We start from the raw sequence: 12,671 nt of genomic DNA, 5'->3' as shown, positions 1-12,671 counted from the left end.
ATACTGAAAAGCGTTGGCGAGCATTAGATGCCCCCCCCCCCCGACTTTGTGAATTCACTCAAGCTAGATTTAACATCCATCGTGAGTACTTGTCGCGGGGATCCACCAGCGATTAACTTAGCTAGAATTGACGGCGTCTTCCCAGTTCCGGTAATCAGAAAACGGCCGCGGGTGTTAACTGCATCGTGAGGAAATAGGCTGGTGATGCGTTTCCGGCGGTCTGGCGAAAGGTCAATGTTTGCAAGATTGCCGTGTACTGGTTCTAGTTTAAACATTTGGGGGTCAATGGCAGCATGAATGCTGAGATTCTTAGCTGGCGTAGAAGATGTAGCGGCGGGACCTTGCTGATCAAGCAACCTGAGAATCTTCACGGCGCTGATTTGACTATTGATATTAGATTCTGCATTCAGACCACGAAGAAATTCTAATACAATTGAGTCAAATGCAGCGTCATTCTTGGTGTAGTGAGCAGCTATGAGATCCACAATTAGTTGATTGATACTGTCTCTTTGCAATTGAAACACGTCCTAATTGAAGTTGATGATTGTATAGTAAATTAAAACAATCTTTCATAATGAAGCTCTACGCCTAATTATAGTCGAAAATAGCCAGTCATCCTAGCTATTTTAGCCAGCAATTAGTTGAAAATACATATTTGCTTTATTGACTGTTGCATCAATTGTCATGGTTCTGTAATAGTATTTGCCGATCGTTCAGAGGATACTAAAACAGTTGCCGTGAACGTCCGGATAAACTCGAGTTATACAGGGATTGTTGTTGGTGTAGGGGAAATTTGCACAGTAATGATCGCATCGGCAAATTGAATAATAGCTGTCGAATATAATGGATATTAATTGTCCTGATTATTTGTTAGCAACTTGACTGGTAAGGCAAAGGGGAGTTTAGTGCCTTACCTTTTTTGGTTTAGTGAGGTGAAGAGAATCAAATCGGTGGTTGTTAAACAAAGTACATAAATCGTACTAAATGCTGGGTTATTCTGAAAATATGTTTCGAGGAGATTTTTAAAATTGCGACAGACACGGCTGAAATTTAATCATTGGCGTAATCCCGTTCTGGCGGGATTGATGGCGTTAATTTTGATTAGCGTTTTATTGGCAATTCGTGGTGTGACGCCATTTGGTGATCATAACTTATTAATTGGGGATTTAGGAACGCAGTACATTCCTTTCTTTACAGATTTTACGCGCTTAATTCACAATCACACTTGGAATTTATACAACTTGCATCAAGCATTCGGAGGAAGTTGGGTACCGGTTATCACTTATTACTTATTGAGCCCGTTTAACCTCTTATTAATTTTTTTTAAGACAAGTCAAATCCCAATTGCTGTGGCGGTCATTATTATGCTCAAAATTTCAACGATTGCAGGAACTATGACTTTTTACTTACAAGAGCATTGGCGGACACAACATCCTCTAAATGTTGTATTTGGCTTGTCATTTGCCTTCAGTGGTTTTGTAGCATTGAATTTCTTTAACTTAATGTGGTTGGATGCTCTGATTTTTCTGCCATTGATCACTTGGGGAATTGATCGCCTGGTTGTAACGGGAAGAACTGGAGGATACTTTGGCTGGTTGCTGGTTAGCGTACTGACTGATTACTATCTGGGCTATATGACGTGTTTATTTGTTGTGGCCTATTTTGTTTACATGTTGACTGCGGATTGGCCGCACGGTCAGCCTATGAAAAAATGGTTTCAAGAACAAGTCCACCTCATTTATCGATTTATTGGTGCTTCATTACTGAGCGTTGGAAGTACGTTAATCGTTTTACTTCCAACTGTCCTTAGTATGTTAACGACACCGAAGACACAGACCCAATCAGAAAATTTTCATTTATCTCCGATGTTTGGGCTGGAATTCTTCGATCAATTGACAGTTGGTTCAGCCAATTATTTGCAGCGATTGAACCATGGACCGGCGATTTTTGTTTCGTCATTGGTCATTTTATTGGTGATCTCATATTTTGGCCTTCCTCAAGTGAAGCGCGGAGCCAAGATCCGTGCAGGACTGTTGCTGCTGTTTCTTTTCTTAGGGATGTGGTTACAGGGGTTCAATACAGTTTGGCATTTGATGACGCCTCCCGCTGGCTACCCATTTCGAAATAGCTTCTTTTTCAGTTTTGCCTTAATTTTAATTGCTAGTAGTGCCTGGCAAGCCGGGATATTTCGATTGCCAAAGTGGCTTCGTTGGGGGATACCCCTGATTCTCGGTGCACTGATGATTTTGGGAGAAGCCCTGATTCCCTTAATGCAATCTGTGATGCAACCGGGCTATTACGAAAGTTTACAGCCCCTAAATTGGACAGCTATTATCACAGGATTAATTATTCTGGGTGTTACGGCGGGAAGCCTTTGGTTGGGATCAAAGTGGTTAGTATTGTTGTATGGCGTGGTTATTATTGAATTATTTGTTAACTTTAGTTTTGCATTAGTTGGGATAGACTATGGAAGCCAGAAGCGCTATGCCAGCGCTTATACGCAAGCTGAGCAGTCTCTTCAGGCGGTGACAAAAGCAACGACAGTGTATCGAATTCGTAATGACAGGCCGACTGTGGCACCTGGATTTCAGCATCATTATAATCCCTATAACGATGCCATGTGGATGGGTTATAACGGGACAACTGCGTATAGTTCGACAGTTTCCGCTGGTACGATTACATTGGCTAAGCAGTTGGGCCTTTATACGCGTAATGAACGGCGGCTGAGCAATCAAGGGTTTACGCCGGTGACTGAAATGCTGTTTGGCATTTACGAGAAGGTATCTTCGAGTGATACTACACGCGTTGGTAGTTATAGTGGGATGGGGTTTGCGGTCAATTCCCGGCTGTTTAATATTAAGCTCGGTAATGCCGCAATTTCAAATCAAGAAAATATTTTGCAAGCACTTCGGCCAAGTAAACATGCTTACTTCACGTCGGTAAAACCTGGTCGTGACAAAGTTCGAGCTGTTTGGTGGATTCATCATCATCGCACTAATTTTGTGTACAACCATACCTGGCAGGTGACCGCGCAGGCAACTGGTAGAATTTATCTTTTTGATCCAACCAGCACGAGCAAGTATTCCACAATGAGCGTTAATGGTCATAGCGTTTCACCTAAGATGTTTACAGATGGCAATACGAGTATGATTAATCTCGGTGAGCATCATCAAGGGGAAGTTTTACGTATCAAATATGCTAGTAATCGTGCAACACCCAAAGAGATGGAAGTGGCTACTTTACCTGCAAATCGTTTATCAGCGGTTAAGCGAGCTGTCAGTGTTCACTCTTTACAGTTAAGACGACGACAGGGTCATTTACGAACTGAGTATCGAGGAACGATGACTGCGACAACCAGTAAGCCATGGGCCTACTTGAGCTTGCCACAGGAAAAAGGCTGGCGAGTGACCGTTAATGGACAATCTGTGAAGACACGGGCGATTTTAGGGGAAATGACAGCGATTCCCTTAATGAGCGGTAAAAATAGAGTCGTCATTCGCTACCACGTACCAGGCGGAATAGCAGGATTAGCGGTAACCTTAATATGTGTCGATGGATACGTCGTTCTTTGGCGGCGTAAGTGGCTATAGAATTTGTGTTAGAAGGAGAGCAACTAACACAAACTTTAAGCTGGTCAGTACAAACAAAGGAACCCGATAACTTTCCTCACGGCAAGTTATCGGGTTCCTTTTAAGTTGGGTTCTTTGTTTCTTTTGTTTTGATTGACTTAAAGCATATGTAAAATCAAAATTGCCAAACCAATCTGCAAGATCAAAATCGAAATAGCCTCAAATTCGCGGTAGAGCTTCTCGAAGCAAATACCACTGAGTGTGACCAAGGCAGATAAAATGAAGATAGCAGCCAGTGCTCCCCATAAAATACTCAAAACATGACTGGGTACGTTCACAATGGTACAGACTCCCACCGCGAGTAGCGCATAAAAATCAAAAAGGCCAATCCGAAACACTCCCCTGAGTGTAGGATGTAATAATTTAGTCAAAATCCTCGACTTCTTCCCCGAATAATAGTGTTAACAATAGTTAATCCAACCTCCGAAAATTAGATTAACATTAAAACGTTGTTAATAATTTAATTATCGCCATCTTTCATGATTTGTCAATCATTAATGGCAGATCGAAACCGGGGGCATTTGGGGATTGGGTTAGAGACTTAACCGGAACCTAATTGGGTACATCATTTTCGATCTTTGGTATACTGGATAAAATACTTGGGAGATGACCGTTATGACTGTAACTTTAGCGCCGTTGACTGCCGCAGAAGCCCCAGCCTTTTGGCAATTGGCCTATAGTGATCCGCAGGCCGAGTGGTGCAAGTGGAACGGACCATATTTCCACGACGCAATGCCCAGTGAACAAGAATTCTTAGAGGTGGTTGCGCCCCATCAGTATATCGGCAATGCTTTCCGCCAGATCATTCGGGTGGACGGTCAGTTGGTCGGAAGCGTCTCGGCTTACTATGAGGATGGGGACCTTCGCCGCTGGCTGGACGTTGGCATCGTTATTTACGCTACGGATAGGTGGCAGCGCGGTATTGGGAAGCAGGCCCTAACGCTGTGGCTCGACTGGCTGTGGCAACACGTGGATCTGCCCCACATCGGGCTCACCACTTGGTCGGGCAACGTACGGATGTGTCGGTTGGCGGAGAGCCTGGGGCTAACGCAGGAGGCCCGTGTCCGTCAGGTGCGGTATTGGCAGGGGCGTTACTGGGACTCGGTCAAGTACGGCTGTTTGCGCGAGGAGTGGGCGACCAGACAGGCCCATTTGGCCAACTAAAAATTGCTAGGTAAGCTAAAAATGACCATCCCAATTGTTTCGTGGGGTGGTCATGACGTTTACTTACTCAAGTTCTTCACGAGGTTGGGATTGTAGACCAACTTTTGAACGTGGGTCGTGATCTTTGCCATTCGAGGGAACCCGCTAAAGCCGGTTTGTTCGTGGCCGTGGGTCATGATGACCAGGATGTAGCGTTCGCCGTTGGGCAAGGTCACGATGGCCGCATCGTTATTGGTGTCGGCCAGGAAGCCCACCTTGTCAGCTACTACGGTGCCCTTCTGCGCGGCCGCCGCACCGGTTGGAATCCCCGTTCGGTAGACCTGTTGCTTCATGAAGGACAGTAGCTTTTGTCGATCGGCGGCGTGGCTAAACGGCCCCTTTTGCTGGGCGAGATCCTTCAACACCAAAGTTAGACTATAAGCCGTGGTAACAGCCGCCTGGCCACTGACGAAGGTCGGCGAATAGTAGTGTTGACTCGCCAGATAGTCGTCCAGATTAACCGGACCATAGGTGTCGATGGTGTCTTCGGCGAAGTCGTTGGCACTGTTCACAATCATCCGTTGGAAACCGTCCTCGTCCGTTGGCGTCCAGGTGTATTGGCCGGTTGCGTGCAGATGAAAGAGATAAGCAGCAACGTACAGTTTATAGGTGCTGGCTGAGATCTCGGGGGTGTGGGCGTTGGCCGAGGTGGCCAGCGCGCCGGACTTATAGAATTTCCGTGCCGTTGCTGATTTTGCGGCGGGACTCCCGGCGACTGGGCCAAGATTGTAGAAGCTCACGCTAGTCGTGCCATCGGCCGTGACTTTCTTGAGGTAGCTATGTAGTTGATGCTTGACGTGGCGTTGTTGATGCGTGATCTGTTGCGTGGTCACTTGCCGAGCTGAATCGGCCTTATCAGTGCTGGCGCGGTTGCGGTGGGCCTGCACCGTTAGCAAGCTGGCAAAGAGAATAAAGAAGATGAGCAGGCTGGTCAAGAACCGGCGATCGCGGAATAACTTAATCAGCCGACTAATGTGAATCTTGTGGCGCGGTGGTCGGTAACCGTGTTTCATTTGAAGCATCTCACTTCGATTTTAGATTTGGGTTGGTAAAGATGACGATTAATTGTAAGCGTAGTCAAATTGTAACACTAATTGTTACCGGTTAGTACCAGATTTTGGGTGATTGATTAACATTGAAAATATTTGATGCGACCATTTCGTTTGCCAGCAAGGGGACCGTAGCAGGCTGACCGCTGGGAAAATGGTCAAAATGAAAGATAGATTCCCGCGGCCTGCCCCTTTTGCGTGGTTCGTAAGTGGCGTATGATAGAGACTAATTAATTTGACGAGGAGGGATTCACGTGGCTTTTTTGGGAACGTTGTGTTTGATTTTAGTGCTAACCACGCTGGCCGGTAATTTTGCGAACCGGTTAGGGGTCCCTGCCGTGATTGGCGAGCTGTTGATTGGGATTTTGATTGGTCCAGCGCTATTGGATTGGGTTCAGCTCAACAGTTTGGTGAATTTGTTCGCCGATATCGGGGTGGTCATTCTGATGTTCTTGGGTGGATTGGAGAGTAACCTCGAACTCCTGATGAAATACCTGCGGCCGGCCATTGTCGTGGCCACCTTGGGCGTGATCTTTCCCATCACCCTGATGGGCGTGGCGTCCTGGTGGTGGGGCTTTAGCGCCTTGGAATCACTCTTTATCGGGGTGATTTTCTCGGCGACCTCGGTCTCCATCTCCGTGGCCGTTCTAAAGGAATTTCACGCGCTGTCCACGCGGGAGGGCGCGACCATTCTCGGGGCGGCCGTGGCCGATGACATCATGGGCGTGATCCTGTTGTCATTGATGATTAGCCTCTTGGCCAGCCAGGGGATCAAGGCGGCCGGGAGTCAACCGAATTTGGCCGTGGTATTGATTGAACAGGTGGCCTTCTTCGGGGGGACTTACATCCTCGTGAAATGGGTGGCCCCGTACCTCATGCACCTGAGTGAACGGCTGGTGATGGCGTCCAGTGTGACCATCATGTCGATGGTGATCTGCTTGGGGATGGCTTGGTTGGCCGATATCGTCGGCTTGAGTGGAGCGATTGGTGCCTTTTTCGCGGGGATCGCCGTGGCCCACACGCCATATCGCGCGGTGTTGGCCGATCACGTGGAACCCCTGGGCAACGCCATCTTCATTCCGGTCTTCTTTGTGAGTGTCGGGCTGAACATGACGCTGGATCATATGGCGGCCAATATGGGGATTATCGTGATTCTGACGATTCTGGCCTGCCTGACCAAGCTGTTGGGCTGTGGCCTAGGGGCCCGGTTGTGCGGCTTTTCGTGGACCAGTAGTAGCGTCATTGGGACGGGGATGATTGCCCGCGGTGAGATGGGCTTGATTACCGCCCAGATTGGCCATCAAGCGGGCCTGTTGGGCAACGCCAGCTATTCGGCGATGATCTTGGTGATCGTTCTGGCCACCGTTCTGGCCCCGTTACTCTTGAAGCAGACGTTGAAACGTATGCCCAAGGCGGCAACGGCCGCGACGCCCGAGTGATGCCGATAACGCTTGCTTTTCACCGAGCGGACGCGTAAGGTCTAAACAGGTTGACTGACACACGGTAATTGACTTCGGAGGAGGAGATACACATGGCAAAACCTTATTTTTTAATTGGCTTAGCGGCGCTATCGTTAGGTCTAGCGGCAACTGATTTGACTACGGCTAAAGCAGCCACCTGGCATGCGGGGACGCCCAAAGCCTTGCGGCATACCTGGTTCCACAACGGCAAGGGTGATAACAAGGCTTACATTACATACAGCAAGACCAAGAGCACGGGGAATCTCTTTGGTTTTGATACGGCGCGTCAACGCTATTACCGCTTGCCGGGCTATGGACTGAAGAAGCTACGTTATCAGTCGCTGGGGCACGGCGTTTATCGCTTGTCCGGTATTCAATATTCGCCCAAGGGCAGTCGGGTCCAGTTCGATGGCCAGCGGCTGACGTATAAGGTGAAGTTAAAGAAACAGACGGTTCATTTCTACAAGGGCTACGCCAACTATGGGCGTAAAACGACTTTTCCGGTCATGAAGACGCCGGTTGGGTTGACGCATTAACCGGAGAAAAAGGTTACGCATGGCAGTGGTTGAGTTAGCCCATGATGATTCTAGTGATCGATGTGTTACCCTAATTTTTAAGGGCTGAATGACAAAATATCCCGGTACTTTGAATGGTGATAAACGCCACGACTCAGAGTACCGGGATTTTTAAGTGTTTTAGGCTTTGTCGAGTTTGCGCTTTAGGACTTTTGTGAGCACAGCACTGAAATTAATCCCCCGTTCGCTGGCTGCTTGCGCGAGATCAGTTAGAATTGTTATGTTCTTTTTCACCTCTGGGGTTAACGCTTAACTTATTTTCGGCAACGGTCTAGGTGCGGCTACAATGGGCCTTGATACGTATTAAAGCAAACAAAACAGCTCACAATCATTACGGTTGTGCCTGATGATACGCATAGCTCACGGTGATGGCGACAAAGAGGATGACGCCAATCATCAGCGACATCAGGAACCAGTTGGCTTGAAAGGAACCGACAATCAGGCTAACGACGCCGACCACGAGTAGGAGCCGAGCGCCAAGGATATTGGTCTTGAGCCAGATTTCGGTAGAATTACGCGTCCACGGCAGTCGAATCCCGTAGCCGCCGTTGGGCCGGATGTAGGGCATGGGGACGCCGAGGAGGGAGAATAAAATGCCCAGTCCCGCCTGAGAACTCGCGAGGTAGGCGGTGTCGAGAGCCTGAGGGAGCAACAGGAAGAGCAGGATGTAGACGGCAAATAAGACGTTGAGATCCAGCGAGATTTGCCGCAGAACGGGCCGTTCAAAGCGGGTTTTCAGCACACGGGGTAAGAAAAGAACGGCAATGTAGGCAACGGTAAAACATAGGAGTGTCCGCAACGTTCGCAGTGGCTGGATGGGGCCCAACGCCACTCGCAGGACTTGCAACAACCAGCAAAGAATCAGCAAACCGGCGTTACTCCATTTGAACAGGTTGATTTTTGTTTGAAAATATTTGGGTAATAACATGACGGTTCCTCCCAATCACAGGTTGGTCTTGGTGATTAGGTTAACCGCATGACGGGATGAAGGACAACTGAAGCGACTGGCTTCGTTAAGTTGGAGGCCAAAGCTAGCACCCACTAAATGTTTGTCGCAAAGACAAGCCAAATAACGACGAGAAATGTCCAGAGCATGGTGCCGACAACCTTGTAGCCAGCCTTACCCGCGACATGCTGATGCCCGATTCGAAAAGTGATCATCCAAAACAGAATGAAAAATATGATAAAGGCATCGGCCCAGATGGCAGTCGCCATAAAGAAATCGGCGAAAAAGATAATGGCGACACCAAATTTTTCCCACTCCGATAAATTTTTATAGGAGAAACTGGCCTCACTATCGATATCGATGTTCTCGTTTGGACTTGTGGACTTTTTCCAATCTCGGAACATGACGATACCGAGAGAAATCACGCACCAGCCGATACATATCGCCGCTGCGATAGCGATATTTTTGGGTAGATGAAAGTCACCAATTCTCCATTTGGACAGGATGATCATGGAAAGTATATTAAGCAGAAGGGCGCTTATCGTAAGGCCCCTTATGGTCGTCAGCTTCATTAATCGATCCCCTATCAGATTGTTGTTGGCATACTTGGTCGGTTACCTTTTCTGCTAAAGGTTGAAAGATAGAAAATGACTAGACTCCCTGATGTGACAAGGATAACAACTATTATAATATGATAGTCGCGTACCGACCGCCTTACCGTTCGCCAAATTTGGTCTGGAACGCTGTGGGAAGGATCGGGAAAAGCCAAAGTGCTGTCTTTTCCCTCGCTTTGAGCCGTCAGCCCGCGTCTCAAAGACGCCATTTTCCAAGCAGAACACTTGGAAAATTCCACGGCTGAGACCAAATTTGACTCGCTCACGGCTACATGAGATGTAACCAATTAAACTGACCGGACGTTGCCATTCCAGCGATGTCACCACACGTTTAGTGGCTTTCAACCATTGTAACCGGAGGCAGGCAGAGATGTAGGCAGCCGTGACAGCGCTGTTAGCTGTGCAGCAGCTTACAGCGCGGGACGTGTTTGAAGACTGACGGTCTTGGTCAGGCTTCAAACCGAGCCGAAGGACCGCTTTTCAGGCCGCAGGCGGTCCCCACAGCGCCGGAATCTCTGGCAGCCGCAGGTGGTCGTTGATGACTAATTTAATGGCGGTAAGTCTTACTAGCTAGGGACTGGAGCGTGTTCGTGAACTTTCAACCTTTAGTTTTCTATTTTTGGCGTAACGATAGCGCCAGCATTGCCGAGAACAAGATGTATTCTTTTGGTAAAACTTGAGCTTAATTTTAGCATACTTTTCAATTTTTATAATGCGGATTATTTAGGAGGTCAGAGCCGTTCACAAGCTAAAAAAGGAGCCCGGGAAAGGTCCCAGACTCCTAGTGTCTCTATGAAGAATAGGTTTAAAACATGAATTCAGGGGCCGCGACTAGCCATCTCCTGGATTCACGTTTTTTGACAAAGTTAACTCTGAAATTCGTGTTCAATGGTGAGGTCCGCCTGTGGAATATTTTCCGAGGCGATCAGGGGAGAGACGGCACCGATGCTCAGTAGGGTCAGGTGGTGCATAGCCCGCGAGGCAATCGTGTAGAGCGTCCCGGTCAGTTGATCGTTCGGGTAGTTTTCCGCGGAGACGTTGTAGGCGATGACGCTGTCAAACTCCAGCCCCTTTGCCAAATAGATGGGCAGTACCACGACGCCCTTCGGCAGGGAACGGTCGGTGTCCGTCAGCCGGGTCAGATCGAACTGCCCGTGTAGCTGCTGATAGACGTGTTTGGCTTCGGCCGTGCTCTTGGTGAGGATGGCGACCGTACCGTTGGTGGCCAATTCCGTGGTTAATTCGCTGGCCAGCGCCTTGCCCGCAGCTTCTTCATCGTAGCGAATGACCACGCGTGGCAAGTCGCCGGGCCGGTTGAAGGCCTCAATCTGATCGCCGTCCGGCAGTAACGCCTTGGCAAAGGTGGTGATGGGGTAGGTTGACCGGTAGGAACGTCGCAACGTGATCAACCGGGCATGTTTGACGTTCAAGGCCGCATTTAACTTCTTCAACAGGGCTTCCGGTGATTCCACGGCTTTGAAGAGGGCCTGCTCGCTATCGCCCAACAGGGTCAGCTTGGCCCGCGGGAAGGCATGTTGGAGATAAATCAATTGTGCCATCGAGTAGTCCTGCATCTCATCGACGAAGAGGTGCTGCATCCGGTGATTCATCCCGCCGCCGATCAGCAGGTCTCGCAGGTACAGGAGCGGGGCCGCGTCGATCAGCGCCAACCGGTGAAATTCAATGTCGTGCTGGTAGGCGGCGATCACACGCTGCCAATCCGTTGCCGAGATGGTCTCTGGCAACGGACAACACTTCAAAAAGGCGGTGTACTGGCTGTAGGCATCGAGAAAATAACCATTGTAAATGGCGTCGTCGACGGATCGTAGCCGTTTACGGACAATCTGGCGGGCGATGAAGTCAATCTCATCATCGAGTTGTTCGAATTCGCCCAGGTGGTTGGCCCCCAGCCAGTTGTGATAGTCTTCATCGTTGAGTTGGTCGATCTCATCGCGAACCCAATCGGCCTTGGCTTCATCGGCAATCCGATGCTTGAGGCGTTTTTCCAGCACATTCTTGGTCCGTAAGAAGCGGTCGGCCGGGGCCGCAGCGGTTGGGAATTGGTCGTAAATGTCACGAATCTCTTCCTTACTGAAGAAGACCCGACCATCGAAGCGAATGTCGGTAAACTTTAAGTCATCGGCCGGACAGGTCTGACAGTAGTCGCGCACGGCGGTCATCATCGCCGCGCTCTCGCGGAAGTCGCGGAGTTGGTGATTGACCGGCTGTTGTTGGTCGGCCTCGTAGCGTTCGAATTGGGTCTGAACTTTCAAACCTTGAAAACGTTGCGTGAGAAATTCGGCGAGGGTGACCTGCCGCATGTTTCGTTCCCCTAAGCTAGGGAGCACATCACTGATGTAGTGGCTGAACAGCCGATTGGGCGAGAAGAGGACGATCTGGTCGGCCTCAAGGTCGCGGCGGCTGTGGTACAGCAGAAAGGCAATCCGTTGGAGAATCGCCGAGGTCTTGCCGGACCCGGCGACCCCTTGAACCACCAGTAGGTCGCTCTTGGTGTCGCGGATAATGTCGTTTTGTTCCCGTTGAATGGTGGCCACGATATTCTGCATGGTGGCATCGTTCTGTTCGCCCAGCGCGTGTTGGAGCATCTCGTCCCCCACGGTTTCGTTGGTGTCGAACATGTTTTCAATGTGACCGTTTTGAATTAAGAATTGCCGCTTCTTCAGGAGGTCGGTCTCTTGATCCCCGGCTGGTGTGCTGTAGGCGACGTGGCCTAAGACCCCGTTGTAGTAAATACTGGAGATGGGCGCCCGCCAGTCGTAGACCAGAAAGTTTTGGTCCTCGTCGACGAAGGAAGCCGTTCCGATGTAGAGGGACTCCGGGGTGGTTTCACCCGGGTCCTGGATATCAATCCGTCCAAAGTAGGGGGATTTTTGGAGTTCCTTAAAGGTATCGATTTGGTCTTGGATAATGTTTTGATTTTCAGTTAGCCGGGAGACCAATGCCCGTTGCTGCTGGAGTTCGGCACTGGTTTCGATTCGGTCATCGACTTCGAACCAGTTGACCGAGGTGTTTTCGCTATAGTTCTTCAGCACGTTGCGCAATTCCTGATGCGCAGCGGTATAGTCGGCCGTGGTCTTATCAATTCGTTCACCGATCTGGTCAGCCACGCGGTCAACGCGCTGTTGTTCCTGTGCTTGTTCGCTGGTGGTCAAAATGACCGCCTCCTTTGGATAG

At 49.3% G+C, this 12,671-nt stretch carries 11 protein-coding genes; 4 read left to right on the top strand and 7 right to left on the bottom strand.

What is annotated here, in order from left to right; translation table 11 throughout:
• Positions 1 to 23: 23 nt before the first annotated feature.
• A complete protein-coding gene (locus HEQ50_RS03160) occupies positions 24 to 515 on the bottom strand; it encodes a hypothetical protein (protein WP_168899082.1) in 492 nt (163 codons plus the stop codon).
• 513 nt (positions 516 to 1,028) lie between these two features.
• On the opposite strand from HEQ50_RS03160, the gene HEQ50_RS03155 reads away from it, so the two are divergent.
• Complete coding sequence (locus tag HEQ50_RS03155) at positions 1,029 to 3,590, top strand: YfhO family protein (RefSeq protein ID WP_168899081.1); 2,562 nt, start codon at positions 1,029 to 1,031, stop codon at positions 3,588 to 3,590.
• Positions 3,591 to 3,727: 137 nt separating this feature from the next.
• Here HEQ50_RS03155 and HEQ50_RS03150 read toward each other — a convergent pair whose 3' ends face one another.
• Complete coding sequence (locus HEQ50_RS03150; RefSeq protein WP_168899080.1) at positions 3,728 to 4,000, bottom strand: hypothetical protein; 273 nt, start codon at positions 3,998 to 4,000, stop codon at positions 3,728 to 3,730.
• A 244-nt stretch (positions 4,001 to 4,244) separates the two neighbouring features.
• Here HEQ50_RS03150 and HEQ50_RS03145 point away from each other — a divergent pair, with 244 nt between their 5' ends.
• Complete coding sequence (locus HEQ50_RS03145) at positions 4,245 to 4,793, top strand: GNAT family N-acetyltransferase (RefSeq protein WP_168899079.1); 549 nt, start codon at positions 4,245 to 4,247, stop codon at positions 4,791 to 4,793.
• A 59-nt stretch (positions 4,794 to 4,852) separates the two neighbouring features.
• Here the strand turns inward: HEQ50_RS03145 and HEQ50_RS03140 are convergent, their stop codons facing one another.
• Positions 4,853 to 5,845, bottom strand: a complete 993-nt coding sequence (locus HEQ50_RS03140; protein WP_168899078.1) for a serine hydrolase — start codon at positions 5,843 to 5,845, stop codon at positions 4,853 to 4,855.
• Between the two features lie 290 nt (positions 5,846 to 6,135).
• Here HEQ50_RS03140 and HEQ50_RS03135 point away from each other — a divergent pair, with 290 nt between their 5' ends.
• Positions 6,136 to 7,320, top strand: coding sequence for a cation:proton antiporter (locus HEQ50_RS03135; RefSeq protein WP_168899077.1), 1,185 nt, complete (start codon positions 6,136 to 6,138; stop codon positions 7,318 to 7,320).
• Positions 7,321 to 7,412: 92 nt separating this feature from the next.
• Positions 7,413 to 7,877: a hypothetical protein gene (locus HEQ50_RS03130; protein WP_168899076.1), complete on the top strand. Its 465-nt coding sequence runs from the start codon at positions 7,413 to 7,415 to the stop codon at positions 7,875 to 7,877.
• Between the two features lie 159 nt (positions 7,878 to 8,036).
• Here HEQ50_RS03130 and HEQ50_RS12875 read toward each other — a convergent pair whose 3' ends face one another.
• From HEQ50_RS12875 to helD, 4 genes are all read right to left on the bottom strand, one after another.
• Positions 8,037 to 8,150, bottom strand: coding sequence for a type II toxin-antitoxin system CcdA family antitoxin (locus HEQ50_RS12875; protein WP_168899075.1), 114 nt, complete (start codon positions 8,148 to 8,150; stop codon positions 8,037 to 8,039).
• A gap of 97 nt (positions 8,151 to 8,247) precedes the next feature.
• A complete protein-coding gene (locus tag HEQ50_RS03120; protein ID WP_168899074.1) occupies positions 8,248 to 8,844 on the bottom strand; it encodes an SdpI family protein in 597 nt (198 codons plus the stop codon).
• 113 nt (positions 8,845 to 8,957) lie between these two features.
• Complete coding sequence (locus HEQ50_RS03115) at positions 8,958 to 9,434, bottom strand: hypothetical protein (RefSeq protein ID WP_168899073.1); 477 nt, start codon at positions 9,432 to 9,434, stop codon at positions 8,958 to 8,960.
• A gap of 908 nt (positions 9,435 to 10,342) precedes the next feature.
• Positions 10,343 to 12,649, bottom strand: a complete 2,307-nt coding sequence (helD, locus tag HEQ50_RS03110) for an RNA polymerase recycling motor HelD (RefSeq protein ID WP_168899072.1) — start codon at positions 12,647 to 12,649, stop codon at positions 10,343 to 10,345.
• Between the last annotated feature and the right edge of the window lie 22 nt (positions 12,650 to 12,671).

The sequence above is a fragment of the Lactobacillus sp. HBUAS51381 genome (assembly GCF_012641095.1).
Classification (GTDB): Bacteria; Bacillota; Bacilli; order Lactobacillales; family Lactobacillaceae; genus Levilactobacillus.
Note: the sequence above shows the minus strand (reverse complement) of the source record. Positions and strands in the feature narration are given on the sequence as shown.